Origin of the sequence: Enterovibrio norvegicus DSM 15893 (assembly GCF_900115495.1) — a bacterium.
In the GTDB taxonomy this organism is placed as follows: domain Bacteria; phylum Pseudomonadota; class Gammaproteobacteria; order Enterobacterales; family Vibrionaceae; genus Enterovibrio; species Enterovibrio norvegicus.
This window is the reverse complement of the sequence record NZ_FOWR01000016.1, coordinates 1-21181: the sequence shown is the minus strand read 5'-3', so window position 1 is coordinate 21181 and position 21181 is coordinate 1. Positions and strand designations below refer to the sequence as shown.

Here is a 21181-nt window from a genome sequence, read left to right as displayed (position 1 = left end):
GATTACCCTTCGATTAAAATGTTTCTCACCCAGTTTACAGCGTTTACACCGCCGTCAAAAGTCACGGCATCAAATCTAAATTCTGTGCTGGTCGCAGATAACCCCTTATTCGCGAGCCAAAGGTAGGCTGCACGCAATAAGCGTTGTTGCTTTTGGGAAGAAATGGCGGCGGCAGCACCGCCAAATGACGATTTTTTTCGAAACTTCACTTCAACGAAAACGATACAAGCACCGTCGCGCATGATGAGGTCAAGCTCGCCTTGTTTGAAGCGCGCATTGCTGCCTAAGTGGGTTAAACCGTGCCGCTGTAGGTAGCGGCACGCTTCATTTTCATAGTGATCGCCAGTTTGTTTCTTATTTAACAGAAACAATACCTTGGTCCCCAAACATTGCCCAAGACACGGTGCGATTCACTGTGCACTGCTCTCCTAACGATAGTTCACCAGACTGACCTTCGAAGCGGTATTCTGGTAGTGCCTGCATTTGAGGCAGCGCTTCAATCAGGGAGTACGCATCCATGCCCAACGCGTAAAGGCGGGTCATGCCGTTGTCGAGGCCAGGCCAAAGCTGATGGAAACGTGCAGCGGCAGGGTGATTGTTTTCGACCAGCAGAGGCACATCACTGAATTCGATGCCACGTAGTTCACCGACTTCACCGACACCGTTAATGCGGTTGTTACTGCGAGAGCTCGCGTAAAGTTTGGGTGGTTGCACGTCAGGGTTGATGGCTACTTCAATGAACGGCTTCAACAGAGTTAGCTCACCGGCATTTGCAACAAGGTAAACCGCATCAATATCACGACGACTGCGTTGCTCAGCTTCCATGTCCAAACCTAGGATTTGGTTCATTTGCTGAATACGGCCTTGGCTTTCAGTTAAACCAAAGACACGTTGAACCGTTTTTTGCATCGCGGCGCGGTTTTTGAAGAATTCGGTTTCTGCTTTTTCGCCTGTTGCTTCTTCCCACTCTTTTGAGAAGGCATCGCTGACACGTTTACCGAAACCATTGTTTGGTGCAATCACGAGAGGGAATTTGTGATTGTTTTGTGCAATGTGCAGCGCTGCTTGTTGGGCTTCTTGTTCGGGTGAGAGCGTGAAGAAACACGTGCCACCTACTGACGATTCGTCTTTGGGGATGTTTAGCGCGAGTGTCGGCAGCGTGTTTTGGCTGGCGCTCAAAAACGCGTCCACTTTGTCTTTTTGCAATGGGCCAATAACGAACTGAATGCCATCTGCTTGCATCTGAGCAACGATGTCAGTCATAGACTGGCCATTGGTGTCATAAAACATCACAGAAGGTTGAGACACACCAGATTCATCATCTAACAAACCTTGCACGAATCCATTTCGAATGGCTTCACCTTGGGCTGCAAATTTCGCGCTCAATGGCAACAGAACACCAATGCGGTCAGGACGAATGATGTCCATCGCCTGCAGCGTTTCAAGGTTTGCGGGCAAATAGGTGTTTGCTGGATGGCTTGGGTTTGCAGCTAACCAATTATTCAGCGCTTCTTGTTGAAGGGCTGGATGACCAGCGTGTTGACGCAACAAGGTGACGAGCTCTACCCAACCATTCAAGATTGGGTTACCACTGGCCGAGAGTACATTCAATTGGCTTGATGGCATTTGAACCAGCAAATCCCATACACGATCCCAATTTTGCTGCTTGTCAAAGCTGTTCGTTAGGTAAGGTGAGGCTTCGGTGTACGAGAGTACCGCACCCGAAATATTACCGACTTGTTCGTACAATTCGCCCTTTAATTGGTAATAACGCTGATATTGAAGCGCAGGTAATTGCCAGTTAGGTAAAAAGTTCAAACTGTCGGCTGCCGCTTGTGGCTGCTCTTTTTGTTGAAGCAACACGGCACGGCCTAGCTGCCATTCTGACAATTGCAACGGTGTGAGAGGCAGTTTCGCCAAACGACCAATTAAAACATCCGCTTGCGCGAACTGTTTTTCTGCAATTAATGCTTTCAATGCCAATAAATACCAGTCTGCTTTCTCTTCACCAGCAGTGGTTTCGGCTTTCAATAAGTAGAACGTTGACGACTCAAGCGCAGGAGCCGTGATGTCATACTGAGGCTCCGGAGGAGCGGGGGGAGTGGTCACACACGCCGAAAGCACCAATGCTAGGGCGATTGGAGAGATAACTCGTGATACACTTTTGCACTTATGGGTTATTTTACGCATGAACATCTTCTGTCCGTAACTTGTTGCCCTCTATATTAATCGCCGAAGGGTTGTGAAACAAATGACTGATGAAACTTCAACCATGGTTGACGTCTCAACTTTATATATCGTGCCGACACCGATCGGAAACCTGGGAGATATCACCCAGCGTGCATTATCAATTTTGCAGCAAGTTGACATCATCGCTGCCGAGGATACCCGTCATACAGGAAGACTACTGTCGCATTTTGGTATCACGACCCGAACTTTTGCGCTGCATGACCATAACGAGCAGCAAAAAGCAGACATTTTGATCGAAAAGTTAGTCTCTGGACAAACTATTGCGCTGGTTTCTGATGCGGGCACGCCGTTGATCTCTGATCCAGGTTACCACTTAGTCACCCGTTGTCGTCAGGCAGGTGTAAAAGTTGTGCCCTTGCCAGGACCTTGTGCTGTGATCACTGCATTGAGCGCGTCGGGGTTACCTTCTGACCGTTTTAGTTTTGAAGGCTTTTTGCCACCAAAAAGTAAAGGGCGTCGTGATCGCTTTACTGAAGTGGCGCAAGACCCACGCACCCTGATTTTCTATGAATCGCCGCACCGTATTACTGATACTTTGGATGACATGTTAGCGGTGCTGGGTGCCGACCGTATGGTGGTGTTAGCGCGCGAGCTAACGAAAACTTTCGAAACGATTCACGGCGCACCTCTGGGTGAGTTGATGGAATGGTTGAGCGAAGACAGCAACCGTATTCGTGGTGAAATGGTATTACTGATAGCGGGTCACCGTGCAGAGAAAGACGATTTGCCTATCGACGCGACGAACGCCGTTGCATTGATTGCCAAAGAGTTACCATTGAAAAAAGCCGCTGCGATTGCCGCAGAACTGTATAACGTGAAGAAAAATGCCCTCTATAAATGGGGATTGGACAATCTAGAGTAATAAGTCGCAACGAAACGCTAGATTACTGGTGGTGAGTTCTATATAATCCGCCGCCTGAGTTGGCCGGGTAACCGCTGCTTTGTTGATGTCCCTTGGGAGACTGACAGAGGGGAGGAAAGTCCGGGCTCCAAAGGGCAGGGTGCCAGGTAACGCCTGGGAGGCGCGAGCCTACGACCAGTGCAACAGAGAGCAAACCGCCGATGGTTTACTATTTATAGTATTCACAGGTAAGGGTGAAAGGGTGCGGTAAGAGCGCACCGCGCGGCTGGCAACAGTTCGTGGCACGGTAAACTCCACCCGGAGCAAGACCAAATAGGTCCTCATTGGCGCGGCCCGCGTTGAGGACGGGTAGGTTGCTGGAGCCTGTGAGCGATTGCAGGCCTAGACGAATGGTTACCACCGTTTACGGTACAGAACCCGGCTTATAGGCCAACTCAAATCATACCCAGAAGGCGAGCATTAGCTCGCCTTCTTTCGTTTTATTGACCCTCTCTATTCATGAAACACCTTCTGGGAATAACGTGCGGTTAAAAAGTGAGCAGTCTTTTCTAGCGCTCAAGCTATTGAATTCGCGACGTGATCGCTGCGTTTTTCGGAGTATTGCGCTGTTCGCCTGCTTGACTTTCTTTTTGCCTGATACGTACACTTCAAGTGGGAAATTGTGGAATAAAGTGGGATATTCTGGTGTGAAAGGGATTCAAACTGCATGTTAAGGGGCGTATCCGCCATTTCACTTGACGCGAAAGGTCGAGTGGCATTGCCAAAACGTTATCGAGAAGAGCTCGATACGCTGTGCGATGGCGTGTTTGTTTGCACCATAGACCATCAGCTTCCCTGTTTGTTGCTATACCCTTTGCCTGAGTGGGAGCGCATTGAAGCAAAGCTTGCGCGCTTATCGAGCTTAAACCCTGCAGAGCGACGTCTACAACGTCTGTTGCTTGGCCATGCCTTCGAATGTGAGATGGATGGTCAGGGGCGCATTTTGATCGCGCCAACGTTGCGTGATTACGCAGGATTAGACAGCAAAGCAATGCTCGTGGGACAGCTCAATAAGTTTGAGTTGTGGAATAACGATAAATGGCAGCAGCAAATCGATAACGATATTCAACTTCAAGCCGATTCTGCAGAGGCGTTGAGTGATAGACTCAACGCACTTTCGCTTTAGGTAATCAAAATTATGTCAGAGCAGTTTTCACACATTTCCGTCCTTCTCCATGAATCCATTGATGGTTTGGCAATTAAACCCGATGGCATTTATGTCGATGGTACGTTTGGCCGTGGTGGTCATAGTCGCCAAATTTTGTCTCGCCTAGGCGAAAACGGCCGCCTTTACGGTATCGATCGTGATCCTCAAGCCATTGCAGAAGCGGCAACGATCGACGATCCACGATTTAACATCATTCATGGGCCTTTTTCTGGCATTCAACAATACATTGAAGAGCTTGAGCTAAGCGGTCAAATCGACGGCGTGCTTTTAGATCTGGGTGTCTCTTCTCCGCAACTGGATGATCCGGAGCGTGGCTTCAGTTTCATGCGTGACGGCCCGTTAGATATGCGCATGGACCCAACATCAGGTGTTTCTGCCGCGCAATGGCTTCAAGAAGCCGATGCGGATGACATTTCTTGGGTTTTGAAAGTCTTTGGTGAGGAACGTTTTGCGAAACGCATTGCGCGCGCCATTGTTGCCCATCGTGAAGACGAAGAAAAAGAGCCTATTACGCGCACGTTGCAGTTGGCAAACTTGATTGCAAACGCAGCACCGTCTCGTGACAGAAAGAAACACCCAGCAACGCGTAGCTTCCAAGCCATTCGTATTTACATCAACAGTGAGTTGGATGAGATCGAAACGGCACTGCAAGGCGCACTGAATGTGCTTGCACCGGAAGGACGTTTGTCAGTTATCAGTTTCCACTCGTTGGAAGATCGCTTGGTGAAGCGTTTCATTCGCAAACAAAGTAAAGGACCAGATGTGCCACACGGTGTACCACTGACTGAAGTGCAGATCCGTGCTTTGGGTCGTGCTGCAATGAAGCCAGTAGGTAAAGCCTTGAAGCCCTCTGATACCGAAGTATCTGATAACACGCGTTCACGCAGCTCCGTGCTTCGTGTCGCCGAAAAGCTTGGTGACTAATGTCGTCTAATCCAGGACTAACAAAGCAAATCGCGCATGACCTTATCACTGTCGGTAGGATCCCGTTGGTCTTGTTCGTCCTGGTGTTGCTGTCAGCGTTGGGCGTGGTGTACACCACGCAACAAACGCGTTCAGTCATCGCTGCTAATGATCAATTGCTCATGGAGAGAGAGCGCCTTGATGTTGAATGGCGAAATCAGCTCCTTGAAGAACATGCTCTATCAGAACACAGTCGCGTCGAAGGTATGGCGCGGCAGGATCAGGACATGATTCGTCCTGACAGCAAGCGCGAAATCATAGTGAGCCAATAAGTGTTTAAGGGAAAAAAGAAAGCCGGTAATCAGCGAGCCAAGAAGCAAGCGCCAACTTTTATTAAGTGGCGTTTTGTGACGGTTTGTTTCTGCATTTCCTTAGCCATGATGGCGCTCATTGCTCGCGCTGCCTACATTCAAGTCATTGAACCAGACCGCCTTCGTTACGAAGGCGATTTGCGTTCTGTGCGCGTAAAAGCCATGCCGTCTGCGCGTGGCATGATCACAGACAGAAACGACGAATCCTTAGCGGTCAGTGTGCCTGTTCAAGCGGTGTACGCAGACCCTGCCACTATCTTCAAGAACGATAAATTGCAAGACAAGCCGCGTTGGTATGCGCTGGCGGATGTACTTGGTATCGACCGACAAGAGATGCTTGAACGCATCGAGAAAAACAAAACCAAACGTTTTATCTACCTTCAACGCCAAGTTGGTCCTGCGATGTCGTCTTACATCAAAGGGCTGAAACTCGCGGGCATCGGCATGAAAGACGAATCTCGCCGTTTTTATCCAGCGGGTGAAGTCAGTGCTCACCTTGTGGGCGTGACAGGGATTGATGGTCGTGGCCTTGAAGGCATTGAGCGTGGTTATGATGGCTGGCTAAGTGGCGAGCCTGGCCGACGTACGGTGCGAAAAGACAGATACGGTCGCGTGGTAGAAAACATTTCTCTCGAAGAAAGAGAGGAAGGTAAGCCGCTGCAATTGAGTATTGATCAACGTTTGCAGGCCATTTCTTATCGCGCCATCAAACAAGCGGTGGCGGATTACCGGGCAACCTCGGGTTCGTTGGTGATGGTCGATGTACGCACGGGCGAAGTGTTGGCCATGGTGAACGCACCTTCCTATAACCCGAACAATCGTGCCGATCTTAAAAGCTTTAAAATGCGTAACCGCGCCATTACCGATGTGTTCGAGCCGGGTTCAACCATCAAGCCTTTGGTTGTGCTGGCAGCATTGGAAAACGGTGTTGCTGACGAAAGCACGGTGATTGATACCGGCAATGGCGTGATGTCGATCGGTGGCGCGAAAGTGCGTGACGTATCGAAAGCGGGTAAAGCAAACCTTCGCAAAATTCTTCAAAAATCCAGCAACATCGGCGTGAGTAAATTATCACTCTCTATGCCTGTTGAAGCTTTGTTGGGTCTCTACAGTAGCGTGGGTATCGGTGATGCGACAGGTGTCAATCTGGTCGGGGAATCCTTAGGCCTGTATCCTTCTCGCCGTCGCTGGTCGGACTTCGAACGCGCGACTTTATCTTTCGGCTACGGATTATCAATCACGCCAGCGCAATTGGCGCGTGCTTACGCGGTGCTGGGTGGCCTTGGGGTGAATCGCCCCTTGTCGATTTTGAAAACCGAAGCGGTGGTGCCGGGTAAACAAGTGGCCTCGCGTGAAAATACACGTAAAGTCATAGACATGCTGGAAGCGGTAACGCAAGAAGGCGGCAGTGCTCGTCGTGCTGCGGTTGATGGTTACCGTGTCGGTGCGAAAACAGGTACCGCGAAAGTGGCTGTTGCGGGTGGTTACGGCGATGAATACATCGGATACACCGCAGGCATTGCGCCAATCAGCGATCCACGAATTGCGTTGGTGGTGGTGATCAATGAACCTCAGGGTGACAAATATTATGGCGGCCAAGTGGCTGCGCCTGTGTTCTCTGAGGTCATGAAGAGCGCATTACAAATTCTAAATATCGCGCCAGACGCGAAACAACCTTCGTTACAACTTGCACATACGGACAGGCAGAACTGATGCCGAACACGAGTTTCAAAGAATTATTAGCGCCTTGGTTTGATGGCGCGCCGGAGCAACGCATCACTGGCCTTGCGCTGGACAATCGTCAGATCCAGCAAGGTGATGTTTTTATCGCGGTTCAAGGTCATAGCCTTGATGCGCGACGTTTTATTGCCGACGCGATCCGCGCCGGTGCGGTTGCTGTTATTTCAGATGACGGTGACACTTCAGGTCAGTTTGGCCTGACCTTGCACGATAACGTGCCTGTGGTTGCCTTCCCTCACCTTAAATCCTCACTTTCAGACATTGCTGCTCGCTTTTATCAAGCGCCAAGTCAGCATATGACCACCATCGGTGTGACCGGAACCAACGGTAAAACCACCGTCAGTCAGCTTATTGCGCAGTGGATTGACCTTATGCAAGGTCGAGCGGCAGTAATGGGAACCACGGGGAATGGTTTTCTTGCTGCGTTAGAGCCAGCACTTAACACCACGGGCAGCGCCCTTGATATTCAACAGCAACTCGCGGCTTTTAACGTGGCGGGCGCAACCCATGTGGCAATGGAAGTGTCGTCACACGGTTTGATTCAAGATCGCGTGAAAGCCGTCGATTTTGATGCGGCCATTTTTACCAACCTGAGCCGTGACCACCTTGATTACCATGGCACCATGGAGGCTTACGCAGAAGCAAAATTGCGTTTGTTTACCCACTATGGATCGCCAGTGTCAGTGATCAACGCAGATGATGACGTTGGTGCACAATGGTTGGGCTCAATGCCTGAGGCTATTGCGGTATCCATGTCTGAAGAGGGTGTGGTATCGCATCAAGGCCGTAAGTTATGGCTAACCGCCGTGAGCTATGCGACCAGTGGCGTTACCATTGCGTTCTCATCCGATTGGGGGGACGGTGAATTTACCGCGCCGCTGGTGGGTGAATTCAACGTTATGAACTTATTGTTGAGCCTCACGACCTTGTTGGGGCTTGGCTATGACAAATCCGCACTCTTAGGTGTTGCTCCACAACTTCAAGCGGTTATCGGGCGAATGGAAGTTTTTCATCGTGCTGACAAACCTATGCTTGTTGTTGATTACGCTCACACGCCTGATGCACTAGAGAAAGCGCTTACTGCTTTGCGTCGTCATTGCGAAGGCGCACTGTGGTGCATCTTCGGTTGTGGCGGCGATCGTGATACAGGTAAACGCCCGATGATGGCGAGTATCGCTGAGACGTTAGCAGACAAAGCCATTCTCACGGACGACAATCCTCGCTCTGAATCTCCCGACATCATAGTGTCAGACATGCTTGCGGGTATGGCCGCGCCTGATAACGCGATTGTGTTACACGACCGTGCAGACGCCTGCCGTTATGCCTTTGAGCATGCTGCGCCGAGTGACGTGATTTTGGTAGCAGGTAAAGGGCACGAGGATTACCAAGTATTGGCATCGGGCACGATTGATTATTCAGACAGAGACACAGTGCGAATGTTGTTGGAGGGAGAGCAATGATCCCCGTTTCGCTCACGTCATTGAAAGACGTACTAAAGGCAGAACTTGTTGGCACCAACACCGATGATGTGGTGATTGGTGCAGTATCAACGGATACTCGAACGCTCGGTCAAGGTGCGCTGTTTGTCGCGCTTGTCGGCGAGCGTTTTGACGCGCATGATTTTGTGGGTACCGCGAAAGACAACGGCGCGTCTGCGCTTCTCGTGTCAAAAGCGGTGGAATGCGATTTGCCGCAGCTTATCGTTGCTGACACAACACAGGCATTGGGACAACTCGGTGCTTGGGTGAAAACACAATGTGATGTAAAAACCATTGCGTTGACAGGCAGTTGCGGTAAAACCACGGTGAAAGAGATGTTGGCCGCGATTTTGTCGCAAAAGGGTCAAACGCTCTATACCTCAGGCAACTTCAACAACGATATTGGCGTCCCACTCACCTTGTTACGCCTGCAACCGTCAGATGACTTTGCAGTGATTGAGCTGGGGGCGAACCACATTGGTGAAATCGCCTATACCACCCAATTGGTCAAGCCGGATATCGCGCTGGTGACCAACCTTGCTGCGGCACACTTGGAAGGCTTCGGTTCACTTGATGGTGTAGCGAGAGCCAAAGGTGAGATTTTTGAAGGCCTTGCCGATGACGCGTTAGCGATTGTGAATCTCGACAGCAATGGCGGACCACGTTGGGATGCGGTACTGGAAAGTAAGCAGTTACTGACCATGACAGTGTCAGATAAGGCGGCCGATTATCGCGCTGAGAATATTCGACCAGCAGATGGTGGGTATTTTCAGTTTGATTTAGTGACGCCTGCTGGAAGCTTCCCAATAGTACTTAGCTTGCCGGGCGAACATAACGTCGCCAATGCCGTATTGGCCGCCATAGCTGCACTGAATATTGATGGTGTGACCATGGTTGAAGTAACAAAAGGGTTGGCGTCTGTTGCCCCCGTAAAAGGCCGCGGGGCGATCAGCTTTCCTCGTGAGGGTCTCCGTCTTATCGATGACAGTTACAACGCGAGCTTGGCGGCAATGAAAGCCGCTGTTGATATGCTCGACAGTTTTGATGGCGACAAGGTCATTGTGTTGGCTGACATGGGCGAGATGGGTGAGCACTCTGATGCGGTGCATCTAGAAGTTGCTGAACACCTTAGCCAATCAGGCATCCAAACCGTGATTACATTCGGACCAGCCAGTGCTGTGATCAGCGAACGCTGTGGTGGTCAGCATTTTGAAAACAAAGACGCGCTGATTGCGCATGTAGTAGAACTCATGAATACAAAACACGAAGTTTCTTTGTTGGTAAAAGGCGCCAATGGAATGAAAATGTCTCAAGTAGTGGCAGCAATTGAGGAGGCCGCAACATGCTAGTTTGGCTATCGGACCTTCTTGAAAACTATGTGCCGTTTTTCCGTCTATTCGATTACCTAACGTTCCGCGCGATTGTCAGTGTGCTTACCGCGCTGGTGATTTCGTTGTGGATGGGGCCGCGCATGATTGCGCGTTTGCAGATGCTACAAATTGGTCAGGTGGTGCGTAACGAAGGGCCTGAATCACACTTCAGCAAACGTGGTACGCCAACCATGGGCGGTATCATGATTTTGACAGCCATTGCGGTGACTTTACTGATGTGGGCGGATTTGAGTAACCCTTATGTTTGGGCGGTACTTGTCGTGACCTTGGGGTATGGCGTTATCGGCTTTATGGATGATTACCGTAAAGTGGTGCGCAAAAATACCGATGGTCTGGCCGCGCGCTGGAAGTTTTTCTGGCAGTCCGCCATTGCGCTCGTGGTTGCTTTTGCACTGTATGTGCACGGCCAAGACACCGCCGCCACGCAGCTCGTCGTGCCTTTCTTTAAAGATGTCATGCCTCAGCTTGGCCTGTTCTATATCGTCTTTACCTATTTCGTGATTGTGGGCACCAGCAATGCGGTTAACTTGACCGATGGCCTTGATGGCTTGGCAATCATGCCAACGGTCATGGTGGCGAGCGGCTTTGCCTTTATTGCGTGGGCAACGGGTAACGTTAACTTTGCAGAATACCTGCATATTCCATACATCAAAGATGCCAGTGAGTTGGTGGTGGTGTGTGCCGCGATTGTTGGCGCAGGCCTCGGCTTCTTGTGGTTCAACACTTACCCAGCACAAGTCTTTATGGGCGATGTGGGTTCACTCGCATTGGGTGGCGCGCTTGGCACTATCGCGGTGTTGGTTCGCCAAGAGTTCTTGCTCGTTATCATGGGCGGCGTGTTCGTGATGGAAACACTGTCCGTTATCTTGCAAGTAGGCTCATTCAAACTGCGCGGTCAGCGTATTTTCCGCATGGCACCTATCCATCACCACTATGAATTGAAAGGCTGGCCAGAGCCGCGCGTGATCGTGCGTTTCTGGATCATTACATTGATGCTGGTTCTTATTGGACTGGCTACCTTGAAGGTACGTTAATCCATGGCAGACACCGCGAAAAAACAGATTGTGGTGATAGGGCTCGGTGTGACCGGGCTTTCTGTCGTGAATCATTTGCTGCGTAAAGGCGGCAATGTCGACATTAAGGTAATTGATACGCGCGTAACCCCGCCTGGTGCTGAACAATTGCCTTCAAATGTCGCATTGCATGCGGGTGGTTGGAACATGGATTGGCTATTGAGTGCCGATCAAATTGTTGCAAGCCCAGGTGTTGCGCTCGCGACCCCTGAACTTCAAGACGCCGCAGCGAAAGGCATTGAAATCGTCGGTGACATTGAACTGTTTGCCCGTGATGTGTCTGCACCTGTGATTGGTATTACTGGCTCGAACGGCAAAAGCACCGTGACCAGCCTTGTTGGCGAAATGGCAAAAGCGGCAGGCGTGAATGTCGGTGTCGGTGGCAACATCGGTTTTGCTGCGTTGGATATGTTGGCGAATGATCACGCACTGTATGTGCTTGAACTGTCGAGCTTCCAGCTTGAAACCACATCGTCCCTCGACTTAGCCTCTGCTGTGTTTTTGAACCTGTCTGAAGATCACATGGACAGGTACACAGGCATGGACGATTACCGTGATGCCAAGCTTCGCATTTATGATCAAGCGCGCTTAGCGGTATGGAATCAAGACGATGTGCAAACCAAACCGCTCTCTCATGAGAAGGCAATCAGCTTTGGATTTTCTGATGGTGAGTACACGCTAACGTTGCGCGACGGACAAGAGTGGCTTACGGCGAAAGGCGAGCAAATCATGCCAGTGTCTGACATTGCCCTCGTGGGTCGACACAATGTGGCGAACTGTTTGTCTGCAATGGCGCTCGCTGATTCTGTTGGCATTGATCGTCAAGCCCAATGCCAAGCGGTGCGTGAATATCGTGGGTTGGCTCACCGTTGCCAACAAGTGTTGGAACAAGATGGCGTTCTTTGGGTCAATGATTCTAAAGCAACCAACCCAGCAAGCACATTGGCGGCATTAGATGGTCTGCAATTGGCGGGCCGTTTGCATTTGTTGGTCGGTGGCGATGGCAAAGGCGCGGATTTTTCTTCGTTAAAGCCTGTGCTCAATACGTTGAACGTGACTTTGTATTGCTATGGCCGCGACGGTCATGCATTTGCGGTACTTGTTGATGCGCCAGTGGTAACAGAAACCATGCAAGCGGCGATGGACATCGCGGCACGTGATGCGACATCGGGTGACATGGTGTTGCTATCACCAGCCTGTGCGAGCTTTGATCAGTTTACAAACTTTATGGTGCGAGGTGATACCTTCGCCGCCTATGCAAAAGAGATTGCTACTCAGAGGGCTGGGAGCCAGGTGTCAGGATGATGAGTATGAAGTGGGAAGACAATAATGTCTGGCGGTGGCTGTCTCAGTCTTCGCCTACCGCTTTATATGACAGACAAATTGTCTGGTTGTCATTCGGGTTAATGCTCGTCGGTTTGATCATGGTGACGTCTGCGTCGATCCCTGTATCCAGTCGCTTGGTTGATCAACCGTTTTACTTCGCAATCCGTCAAGGCATTTACTTAATTGGCGCGCTGATCCTCGCAGCGGTAGCGCTACAAATACCGCTGGCAAGATGGCAACAACTCAGTGTGCCAATGCTGCTCATCTCCTTGTTCCTGCTGATTGCAGTATTAGGGGTAGGCCGCTCGGTCAACGGGGCAATGCGTTGGTTACCATTGGGGATCATTAACCTTCAACCTGCAGAAGTGGCAAAGCTCTCGTTATTTTTGTTCATCGCAGGCTACTTGGTGCGTCGGCATGGCGAGGTGCGCGAAAGCGTTTATGGCTTTTTGAAGCCCCTTGCGGTGCTGATCATTATTGCGGTGCTCTTGCTGGCTCAGCCTGATTTGGGTTCTGTGGTCGTGATGTTTGTTACCACGATTGGCATGTTGTTCATCGCGGGTGCGAAGCTGTGGCAATTTGGTGTGCTTTTGTTTTCAGGGCTTGGCCTTGTAGGGCTGTTGATCATCGCCGAACCGTATCGTGTTCGGCGTGTGACCTCTTTCCTCGACCCGTGGCAAGACCCGTTTGGTAGTGGTTACCAACTTACCCAATCTTTGATGGCGTTTGGTCGCGGAGATTGGTGGGGGCAAGGGCTCGGTAACTCCATTCAGAAACTGGAGTACTTGCCTGAAGCACACACCGATTTCGTGGTGGCTGTGCTTGCCGAAGAGCTTGGTTTGGTGGGCGTGACAGTTGTTCTATTGATGGTGTTTGCCCTTGTTTTCCGTGCTTTGTTTATCGGAAAACGCTGCCTTGAGGCAAATCAACTGTTTGGTGGCTTCCTCGCGTTTGGTATTGGCATTTGGTTTGCATTCCAAGCATTGGTCAACGTCGGTGCTGCCGCCGGGATCATGCCAACCAAAGGTTTGACGTTACCGCTGGTCAGTTACGGCGGTTCCAGTTTATTTATTATGTCTACGGCGGTGGCCTTGCTGTTGCGAATCGACCATGAGTATCGGTTGGAAACGTCTCAGGCACACCAACGAATAGTGACCCATGAAAAAAGAAAACGAACAAAAGCATAAACGATTATTGGTGATGGCTGGTGGTACTGGCGGCCACGTTTTTCCTGGGCTTGCGGTTGCCAATGAGCTTCAGCAAGAAGGCTGGGAAATCCGTTGGTTAGGAACCGCTGACAGAATGGAAGCCGATTTGGTGCCAAAACATGGCATTGAGATCGACTTTATTGAAGTTAAGGGGCTGCGTGGTGCAGGGTTTGCGCGTAAACTTCTCGCCCCCTGGATGGTGCTGAATGCGGTGTTTCAAGCCAAAAAGCACATCAAACACTGGCAACCTAATGCCGTATTAGGCATGGGGGGGTATGTCAGTGGCCCTGGTGGTCTTGCTGCATGGTTGAGTGGCATTCCTGTCGTTCTGCATGAACAAAATGCAGTGGCAGGGCTAACCAACAAATGGTTAGCGAAAATTGCACGACGTGTATTGCAAGCGTTCCCTGGTGCGTTTCCAAACCAAGAAGTGGTTGGCAACCCAGTGCGAAAGGATGTATGTGCATTGCCTGCGCCTTCTGAAAAGCACCATGAAGACGGCGCGCCGCTGAAGGTGGTAGTGATGGGAGGCAGCCAAGGTGCGCGTATTCTCAATCACACCGTGCCAGAGGCATTAGCGCAAGTGAAACGCGATGTGGTGGTTCGCCACCAAGCGGGTAAAGGCAGCCAAGCCGATACTGCGGCGCGTTACACGAATGCCAGCGTCAGCAATGCTGACGTGACTGAATTTATCGATGATGTGGCAGAAGCCTATGGCTGGGCAGACATCATCATTTGCCGCTCTGGCGCTCTGACGGTGTCAGAAGTTGCCGCGGCAGGCGTGGCCGCGATTTTTGTGCCGTTTTTACACAAAGATCGCCAACAGGCATTAAACGCAGAACATTTGGTGAGTAACGGGGCGGCCATCATGATGGAGCAACCTGATCTTACCGCTGAGAAACTGGCGGAGACGCTGGAGGCATTAGAATTTAGTACCTTGATGACGATGGCAGAAGCGGCAAAAAGCGCGGCCATTACGGATGCAGCAACGCGTGTTGCTACCGTCATCAAAGACGTAGCGAATTAAGAGAACAACGTGATGGGCAAGTTTGATAGTCATCAGCTAGAAAAAATTAGAACCATGGTGCCGGAGATGCGCCGTGTAAACCGTATTCACTTTGTTGGTATCGGCGGTGCCGGTATGTGTGGCATCGCGGAAGTTTTGATCAATGAAGGCTACGAAATCACAGGTTCAGACCTTTCTGAAAATGCGGTGACACAGCGCTTGGAAAGCAAAGGCGCACACGTTTTTATTGGTCATGCTGAATCAAACGTAGACGGTGCAAGTGTGGTTGTCGTTTCTACCGCCATTAAACAAGACAACCCGGAATTGGTTGCTGCGAAAGCAGCACGTATTCCAGTGGTTCGCCGAGCAGAGATGCTGGCTGAATTGATGCGCTACCGTCACGGTATTGCGGTTGCGGGTACCCACGGCAAAACCACGACAACGGCACTGACCACGTTGATCTATCAAGAAGCGGGTCTGGATCCGACGTTTGTTAACGGTGGTTTGGTGAAAAGTGCGGGCACAAATGCACGATTAGGGTGCAGCCGTTACTTGATTGCTGAAGCGGATGAAAGCGATGCCTCATTCCTGCACTTGCAGCCAATGGTATCCATCGTTACCAATATTGAAGCTGACCATATGGATACATACGGCGGCGATTTTGAAGTATTGAAACAAACCTTCGTCGACTTCCTGCACCAACTGCCTTTCTATGGTCAGGCTGTTATGTGTGTAGACGATCCCGTTGTGCGTGAGTTAATCCCGTCGATCGGTCGCCAAGTGATTACTTATGGTTTCTCTGATGATGCAGATGTGCAGCTGAGAGATTACCGTCAAGAAGGTCAAAAGGGCATTTTCACCATTCGCCGCGCGGGCAAGCCTGATCTTAATATTGAGCTTAATATCCCAGGTCGTCACAATGCATTGAATGCAACTGCAGCAGTGGCTGTTGCGACAGAGGATGGTGTTGAAGATGACGCAATTCTTCGCGCATTGGCAGGGTTTGAAGGCACTGGTCGTCGTTTTGACCAGTTAGGTTTGTTCCCTGTTGATGATGGCCATGTTTTGCTGGTGGACGACTACGGTCACCACCCAAGTGAAGTGGACGTGACCATTCAAGCTGCACGAGCTGGTTGGGCGGATAACCGCTTGGTGATGGTATTCCAGCCACACCGTTATAGCCGAACGCGCGACCTGTATGACGATTTTGCAAATGTTCTTGAACAAGTTGACGTTCTGCTGATGTTGGATGTGTATTCTGCAGGCGAAGCGCCGATTTCTGGTGCTGATGGACGTAGCCTTTGCCGTACAATTCGTGGACGAGGAAAAATCGATCCAATTTTCGTTCCAGACGTTGAATCTCTGCCTGCAGCCTTGGCTGCTGTGATTCAACCTGGCGATATGGTACTGACTCAAGGTGCTGGCGATATCGGTAAGGTGGCTAGAAAACTGGCCGAATTGAAGTTAGATAAAACGGCGCTAAGTGAAGAAAGCTGAAGAGAAAAATCAAGTTTTGTGTAAAACAGCCGATGTTTAAATGAGCAATGTCTAATTTTTAATCGGATATTGGTGGTTTTGCATGTATTTGATCTCAGCTTAATCACTTCTGAGCCAACAAGGGTTGGAGACCTGTCAAACTGACCGTTATAATCGGTCGGTTCTACACATGTAGTGCGACAGGTTGCATTAGAATGATGCGAGGCAATTAGCCTGACTATGACAAATGTGACCGCAGATGATGTACCGGCTCAACCTTCAATGTTTAAAGAACATTGGGGGGGGCTGGTGTTTTTGGTATTTGTCATTCTAGGGATTGTTTGGTCTTTGCTCCGCGTGTTGTCGTGGATGGGAGACGAAAAACAATTGCCCTTGTCGCAGATTGTTGTACAAGGTCAGTTAACGCACTTGTCGTCGTCAGAGGTGCGTGATGCGGTTCTGAATCTAGGCCCGCTTAGCAGTTTTATGCTGCAAGATGTTGATGCCATTCATGGCGCAATAGCGTCGCTACCTTGGGTAGCAAACGTGGCCGTAAGAAAACAATGGCCAGACACATTAAAAGTAAATGTGACTGAATACCGCCCTGAGGCAGTCTGGAATGGATCTCAACTTCTGGATGTCACTGGCACTGCATTTAGTGCAAACCCCGAAGACGTGGCAGGGGAAGGATTAGTTTCCTTGCATGGCCCCGAAGGGAGTGAGCATGAAGTGTTAGAAGCTTGGCGAGAAATGCGCCGAATTCTAGCACCGACAAAATTAGAGATTGCCGCCCTGGCATTAAATGAACGTCGATCGTGGCGAGTGGTTACCCGAGACGGTACGCGCATTGAATTAGGGCGAGAATCCAGAGAAGAGCGGTTAGAACGCTTCGTGAGCCTGTTTGATGAAATCAATGAAACAGGTCGAGCCATACAATATGTGGATTTGCGCTACGACACTGGTGCAGCGGTGGGTTGGAAAGCTCCCAATGCAGACAGTGAAGAGTAAACCTGAGAGTAGGTGGAATGAAACAAACAACTGACAGACCACTGATTGTTGGATTAGACATCGGGACCTCAAAAGTCTCAGTGTTAGTCAGTGAGATATTGCCGGACGGCGCGGTGAATGTGCTGGGTGTCGGTACCACGCCATCTCAGGGCATGGACAAAGGTGGCGTTAACGATCTCGAATCGGTAGTGAAATCTGTCGAACGTGCGGTTAACGATGCTGAGCTGATGTCGGATTGTAAAATCCGTTCAGTGTTTCTTTCTTTGTCAGGCAAACATATTCACTGCCAGACAGAGCGCGGAATGGGGACGATTTCTGATGAAGAAGTGACCCAAGAAGATGTCGACATGGTGATTCATACAGCAAAATCGGTGAAGATCAGCGACGAACAACGTGTGCTGCACGTGATTCCGCAAGAATACAAAATTGACTATCAAGAGGGCATTAAGAACCCTGTTGGTTTGTCGGGCGTCCGAATGGAAGCCAGTGTTCATTTGATTACGTGTCATAGCGACACGGCAAAGAACATTGAAAAGGCGGTTGAGCGCTGTGGTTTAAAAGTCGATCAATTGATCTTCTCAGGACTCGCAGCAAGCCACGCGGTGATCACTGCCGACGAGCGAGAGCTGGGTGTGTGTGTGGTTGATATCGGTGGCGGTACGATGGATATCTCTGTATGGACGGGCGGTGCGCTTCGCCATGCAGCTGTTATCCCTTATGCCGGAAACGTCGTAACCAGCGATATTGCGTATGCCTTCGGTACACCATTGAGTGATGCTGAGAAGATCAAAGTGAAACACGGCTGTGCGTTAAGCGAGCTGGTGAACAAAGATGCCAAGGTCAATGTTCCAAGTGTAGGTGGTCGCCCTTCGCGTAGCCTACAACGACAAACGTTGGCTGAAGTTATTGAACCTCGTTGTAGCGAACTGTTGGGGTTGGTGCAACAAGAGCTAGAACGAGTTCAGGAACGCCTACGTGCACAAGGCGTAAAACATCAATTAGCGGCGGGTATCGTCCTGACCGGTGGTGCGGCACAAATGCAAGGTTTGGTGGAGTGCGCTGAGCGTGTCTTCCAAAACCAAGTTCGCGTGGGGCTTCCAGCAGGGGTCACTGGTCTTACAGACTATGTTGACGCGCCTTATCACGCGACAGCGGTTGGATTGCTGCATTATGGCAAAGAAAACCTATTGAACGAAACGAACGAGCCAGAGCCTAAACGAACTGTATCAGGAATGTTCAGTAAGCTTAGTGGCTGGTTAAAAAAAGAATTTTGAACCTGATGCGAACAGGAATGACGGAGAGAACACATGTTTGAACCGATGATGGAAATGTCCAACGACGCGGTAATTAAAGTCGTTGGTGTTGGCGGCGGCGGTGGTAACGCAGTCGAACACATGGTGCGTGAGTCAATTGAAGGGGTGGAATTCATCACCGTCAATACAGATGCTCAAGCGCTGCGTAAGACAGCAGTTAGCACAGTCATCCAAATTGGTGGCGATATCACGAAAGGCCTTGGTGCGGGTGCAAACCCACAAGTCGGTCGTGAATCTGCAATGGAAGATCGTGAAGCGATTAAAGCTGAGCTCGAAGGTGCCGATATGGTATTTATCGCAGCTGGCATGGGTGGTGGTACCGGTACCGGTGCAGCGCCTGTTATCGCTGAAGTTGCGAAAGAGTTAGGTATTTTGACCGTCGCGGTTGTCACAAAGCCATTTAGCTTTGAAGGCAAAAAACGCATGGCATTTGCTGAGCAAGGTATCGAAGAGCTGTCTAAGCACGTCGATTCTTTGATCACTATCCCTAACGAAAAGCTTCTGAAGGTACTGGGTCGTGGTATTACATTGCTAGACGCGTTTGCGAAAGCGAACGATGTGCTGCGTAACGCTGTCCAAGGTATTGCAGAGCTGATCACTCGTCCTGGCCTGATCAACGTCGACTTTGCGGATGTCCGTACAGTGATGTCTGAAATGGGTCACGCGATGATGGGTAGCGGTATGGCTACTGGTGAAGATCGTGCTGAAGAAGCGGCTGAAATGGCAATTTCAAGTCCACTTCTGGAAGACATTGATTTAGCAGGCGCACGAGGCGTGTTGGTAAATATTACCGCAGGTTTTGATATGCGACTGGATGAATTCGAAACTGTGGGTAACACTGTAAAAGCGTTTGCCTCAGATAACGCCACTGTGGTTATCGGTTCGTCAATGGATCCAGAAATGAGTGACGAATTGCGCGTGACAGTAGTCGCTACTGGTATTGGCACTGAGCGTAAGCCTGACATCACTTTGGTTCCGGGAACACAGAAACCGGCACCGGTTGAGAACAAGGCACAGCCTTTGCAAGAAACACCAAAGGCAGCAACCTCTGTACCAAATCGTCCAACTGAATCTCCGGTTCAGTCTCAGACGACCAATGTGGCACCGAAGCCTAAACAGGAACAAGACTACTTGGATATCCCTGCGTTCTTACGTAAGCAGGCAGACTAAACTCGTAGCGCTTGGTTTGTGTACAGTTGCGTGGTACTATTGCGCCCGTTTTATGCTGTTGTGACAGTGTAATGAGTGACTTAGTACGCAGAAATTAAATTCAGTTGGGAATGGCAGATGATTAGACAACGAACATTAAAGACTATTGTTCAAACGACGGGAGTGGGTTTGCACTCGGGTCGTAAGGTCACATTGATCCTGCGCCCAGCTGCAGCTAACACTGGCGTTATTTACCGCCGTACTGACCTTAATCCACCGGTAGATTTTCCGGCAGATCCGGCGTCAGTGCGCGATACAATGCTGTGTACTGCACTGGTCAATGACGACGACGTTCGTATTTCTACGGTTGAGCACTTGAACGCCGCGCTAGCGGGTTTGGGTATCGATAACGTTATTGTTGAAGTTGACGCACCAGAAATTCCAATTATGGACGGCAGTGCCAGTCCATTTATCTATCTGCTGCAATCTGCGGGTATTGAAACCTTGAACGCGCCTAAGCGATTTGTGCGTATCAAGAAACCTGTTCGCATCGAAGACGGCGACAAATGGGCTGAGCTTGTGCCTTATGACGGGTTCCGACTCGATTTCGCCATTGATTTCAATCACCCAGCGATTGAAGCAGAGCAGCAAAGTCTGGTGTTAGATTTTTCTTCACAATCATTTATCAAAGATATCAGCCGTGCACGTACCTTCGGGTTCATGCGTGACATTGAATACCTCCAATCACGTAATCTGTGTTTGGGTGGTAGCTTTGATTGTGCCATCGTTTTGGATGACTACCGTATCCTTAACGAAGACGGCCTGCGTTTTGACGATGAGCTTGTTAAGCACAAAGTATTGGATGCCATTGGCGATCTGTACATGTGTGGCCACAACATCATTGGTGAAATGCGTGCTTATAAATCAGGTCATGCTTTGAACAACCAACTTCTTCGTGCAGTGCTTGCTGACCAAGAAGCGTGGGAATGGGCGACCTTCGAAGACGCACAGACATTGCCAGTTAGGTTTGCTGAGCCAGGAATGGTATTGGCGTAACAACCTAAGCGAATACAAAAAAAAACCGAAGCCTTGGCTTCGGTTTTTTTATGTGTGTTTCTTTTCGGCAACCCCTGACAATTGTCTCGCTTCTCGCTTCTCGCTTCTCGCTTCTCGCTTCTCGCTTCTCGCTTCTCGCTTCTCGCTTCTCGCTTCTCGCTTACTGCTCACCCTTATTAGATAACGCTGCAATCGCTTCTAAGCGCTTTTTCAGCTTATCGGGCACCATTTCCGCGACGGCTTTTAAATATTCGGCAGCGATAGGGCTCAGTGTTCGTGGTTCCGCTTTCTTTTTCTCTGCTGCTATTCGAATGTCTGATTTGGCGAGATCGGGGTTTACCTTTATCTCTATGGTCGACAGGGT

Annotated in this window: 18 protein-coding genes, 1 other RNA gene and 1 pseudogene; 17 read left to right on the top strand and 3 right to left on the bottom strand. The window is 50.1% G+C overall.

What is annotated here, in order from left to right; all coding sequences use genetic code 11:
• Window positions 1–2 precede the first annotated feature (2 nt).
• Both BM082_RS11795 and BM082_RS11790 read right to left on the bottom strand, forming a co-directional pair.
• The gene (locus BM082_RS11795; protein WP_017008170.1) at window positions 3–371 is read right to left on the bottom strand and encodes a YraN family protein; all 369 of its coding nucleotides are present in this window, start codon (window positions 369–371) and stop codon (window positions 3–5) included.
• Complete coding sequence (locus BM082_RS11790) at window positions 355–2196, bottom strand: penicillin-binding protein activator (RefSeq protein WP_074927023.1); 1842 nt, start codon at window positions 2194–2196, stop codon at window positions 355–357. Before BM082_RS11790 ends, BM082_RS11795 begins: the two co-directional genes overlap by 17 nt.
• A 55-nt stretch (window positions 2197–2251) precedes the next feature.
• Here BM082_RS11790 and rsmI point away from each other — a divergent pair, with 55 nt between their 5' ends.
• The 17 genes from rsmI to lpxC all read left to right on the top strand — a co-directional run bounded on the left by rsmI (window position 2252) and on the right by lpxC (window position 20817).
• On the top strand, window positions 2252–3112 hold the full coding sequence (gene rsmI / locus BM082_RS11785) for a 16S rRNA (cytidine(1402)-2'-O)-methyltransferase (protein WP_017008172.1): 861 nt from the start codon (window positions 2252–2254) through the stop codon (window positions 3110–3112).
• 55 nt (window positions 3113–3167) lie between these two features.
• An RNA gene (rnpB, locus tag BM082_RS11780) (RNase P RNA component class A) lies at window positions 3168–3553 on the top strand.
• A gap of 265 nt (window positions 3554–3818) precedes the next feature.
• Window positions 3819–4277, top strand: a complete 459-nt coding sequence (gene mraZ / locus BM082_RS11775; RefSeq protein WP_074927021.1) for a division/cell wall cluster transcriptional repressor MraZ — start codon at window positions 3819–3821, stop codon at window positions 4275–4277.
• Window positions 4278–4289: 12 nt separating this feature from the next.
• Window positions 4290–5243, top strand: coding sequence for a 16S rRNA (cytosine(1402)-N(4))-methyltransferase RsmH (gene rsmH, locus BM082_RS11770; RefSeq protein WP_074927019.1), 954 nt, complete (start codon window positions 4290–4292; stop codon window positions 5241–5243).
• On the top strand, window positions 5243–5554 hold the full coding sequence (gene ftsL / locus BM082_RS11765) for a cell division protein FtsL (RefSeq protein ID WP_017008175.1): 312 nt from the start codon (window positions 5243–5245) through the stop codon (window positions 5552–5554). Before rsmH ends, ftsL begins: the two co-directional genes overlap by 1 nt.
• Complete coding sequence (locus BM082_RS11760; protein WP_017008176.1) at window positions 5555–7306, top strand: peptidoglycan glycosyltransferase FtsI; 1752 nt, start codon at window positions 5555–5557, stop codon at window positions 7304–7306.
• Complete coding sequence (gene murE / locus BM082_RS11755) at window positions 7306–8793, top strand: UDP-N-acetylmuramoyl-L-alanyl-D-glutamate--2,6-diaminopimelate ligase (protein WP_074927016.1); 1488 nt, start codon at window positions 7306–7308, stop codon at window positions 8791–8793. The genes BM082_RS11760 and murE overlap by 1 nt, the downstream gene beginning before the upstream one ends.
• Complete coding sequence (locus BM082_RS11750; protein ID WP_074927014.1) at window positions 8790–10160, top strand: UDP-N-acetylmuramoyl-tripeptide--D-alanyl-D-alanine ligase; 1371 nt, start codon at window positions 8790–8792, stop codon at window positions 10158–10160. The genes murE and BM082_RS11750 overlap by 4 nt, the downstream gene beginning before the upstream one ends.
• The gene (mraY, locus tag BM082_RS11745) at window positions 10154–11236 is read left to right on the top strand and encodes a phospho-N-acetylmuramoyl-pentapeptide-transferase (RefSeq protein ID WP_074927011.1); all 1083 of its coding nucleotides are present in this window, start codon (window positions 10154–10156) and stop codon (window positions 11234–11236) included. Before BM082_RS11750 ends, mraY begins: the two co-directional genes overlap by 7 nt.
• Window positions 11237–11239: 3 nt before the next feature.
• Complete coding sequence (murD, locus tag BM082_RS11740; RefSeq protein ID WP_074927009.1) at window positions 11240–12580, top strand: UDP-N-acetylmuramoyl-L-alanine--D-glutamate ligase; 1341 nt, start codon at window positions 11240–11242, stop codon at window positions 12578–12580.
• A complete protein-coding gene (ftsW, locus tag BM082_RS11735; RefSeq protein ID WP_017008181.1) occupies window positions 12577–13788 on the top strand; it encodes a cell division protein FtsW in 1212 nt (403 codons plus the stop codon). The genes murD and ftsW overlap by 4 nt, the downstream gene beginning before the upstream one ends.
• Window positions 13760–14836, top strand: coding sequence for an undecaprenyldiphospho-muramoylpentapeptide beta-N-acetylglucosaminyltransferase (murG, locus tag BM082_RS11730; RefSeq protein WP_074927007.1), 1077 nt, complete (start codon window positions 13760–13762; stop codon window positions 14834–14836). Before ftsW ends, murG begins: the two co-directional genes overlap by 29 nt.
• A gap of 12 nt (window positions 14837–14848) precedes the next feature.
• The gene (murC, locus tag BM082_RS11725) at window positions 14849–16312 is read left to right on the top strand and encodes a UDP-N-acetylmuramate--L-alanine ligase (RefSeq protein ID WP_074927005.1); all 1464 of its coding nucleotides are present in this window, start codon (window positions 14849–14851) and stop codon (window positions 16310–16312) included.
• Window positions 16313–16531: 219 nt separating this feature from the next.
• Window positions 16532–17299 (top strand): cell division protein FtsQ/DivIB, encoded by a 768-nt coding sequence (locus BM082_RS11720; RefSeq protein ID WP_074927003.1) that lies wholly within the window; start codon window positions 16532–16534, stop codon window positions 17297–17299.
• A 17-nt stretch (window positions 17300–17316) separates the two neighbouring features.
• On the top strand, window positions 17317–18573 hold the full coding sequence (gene ftsA / locus BM082_RS11715; RefSeq protein ID WP_017008185.1) for a cell division protein FtsA: 1257 nt from the start codon (window positions 17317–17319) through the stop codon (window positions 18571–18573).
• A 33-nt stretch (window positions 18574–18606) separates the two neighbouring features.
• Entirely contained in the window at window positions 18607–19782 is a 1176-nt protein-coding gene (ftsZ, locus tag BM082_RS11710) for a cell division protein FtsZ (RefSeq protein ID WP_017008186.1), read from the top strand.
• Window positions 19783–19899: 117 nt separating this feature from the next.
• Window positions 19900–20817 carry a UDP-3-O-acyl-N-acetylglucosamine deacetylase gene (gene lpxC, locus BM082_RS11705; protein WP_017008187.1) on the top strand — a complete coding sequence of 306 codons (918 nt, stop codon included), beginning with the start codon at window positions 19900–19902 and terminating at the stop codon, window positions 20815–20817.
• Window positions 20818–20977: 160 nt separating this feature from the next.
• On the opposite strand, the pseudogene BM082_RS11700 reads toward lpxC, so the two are convergent.
• Window positions 20978–21181: pseudogene (locus BM082_RS11700) on the bottom strand (DUF721 domain-containing protein); the annotation flags it as partial.

Excerpts from the sequence above, each read along its gene's own strand:
- BM082_RS11790 (WP_074927023.1), bottom strand. The coding sequence starts at position 2,196 with ATGTTCATGCGTAAAATAACCCATAAGTGCAAAAGTGTATCACGAGTT.
- rsmI (WP_017008172.1), top strand. The coding sequence starts at position 2,252 with ATGACTGATGAAACTTCAACCATGGTTGACGTCTCAACTTTATATATC.
- mraZ (WP_074927021.1), top strand. The coding sequence starts at position 3,819 with ATGTTAAGGGGCGTATCCGCCATTTCACTTGACGCGAAAGGTCGAGTG.
- rsmH (WP_074927019.1), top strand. The coding sequence starts at position 4,290 with ATGTCAGAGCAGTTTTCACACATTTCCGTCCTTCTCCATGAATCCATT.
- ftsL (WP_017008175.1), top strand. The coding sequence starts at position 5,243 with ATGTCGTCTAATCCAGGACTAACAAAGCAAATCGCGCATGACCTTATC.
- murE (WP_074927016.1), top strand. The coding sequence starts at position 7,306 with ATGCCGAACACGAGTTTCAAAGAATTATTAGCGCCTTGGTTTGATGGC.
- BM082_RS11750 (WP_074927014.1), top strand. The coding sequence starts at position 8,790 with ATGATCCCCGTTTCGCTCACGTCATTGAAAGACGTACTAAAGGCAGAA.
- mraY (WP_074927011.1), top strand. The coding sequence starts at position 10,154 with ATGCTAGTTTGGCTATCGGACCTTCTTGAAAACTATGTGCCGTTTTTC.
- murD (WP_074927009.1), top strand. The coding sequence starts at position 11,240 with ATGGCAGACACCGCGAAAAAACAGATTGTGGTGATAGGGCTCGGTGTG.
- ftsW (WP_017008181.1), top strand. The coding sequence starts at position 12,577 with ATGATGAGTATGAAGTGGGAAGACAATAATGTCTGGCGGTGGCTGTCT.
- murG (WP_074927007.1), top strand. The coding sequence starts at position 13,760 with ATGAAAAAAGAAAACGAACAAAAGCATAAACGATTATTGGTGATGGCT.
- murC (WP_074927005.1), top strand. The coding sequence starts at position 14,849 with ATGGGCAAGTTTGATAGTCATCAGCTAGAAAAAATTAGAACCATGGTG.
- BM082_RS11720 (WP_074927003.1), top strand. The coding sequence starts at position 16,532 with ATGACAAATGTGACCGCAGATGATGTACCGGCTCAACCTTCAATGTTT.
- ftsA (WP_017008185.1), top strand. The coding sequence starts at position 17,317 with ATGAAACAAACAACTGACAGACCACTGATTGTTGGATTAGACATCGGG.
- ftsZ (WP_017008186.1), top strand. The coding sequence starts at position 18,607 with ATGTTTGAACCGATGATGGAAATGTCCAACGACGCGGTAATTAAAGTC.
- lpxC (WP_017008187.1), top strand. The coding sequence starts at position 19,900 with ATGATTAGACAACGAACATTAAAGACTATTGTTCAAACGACGGGAGTG.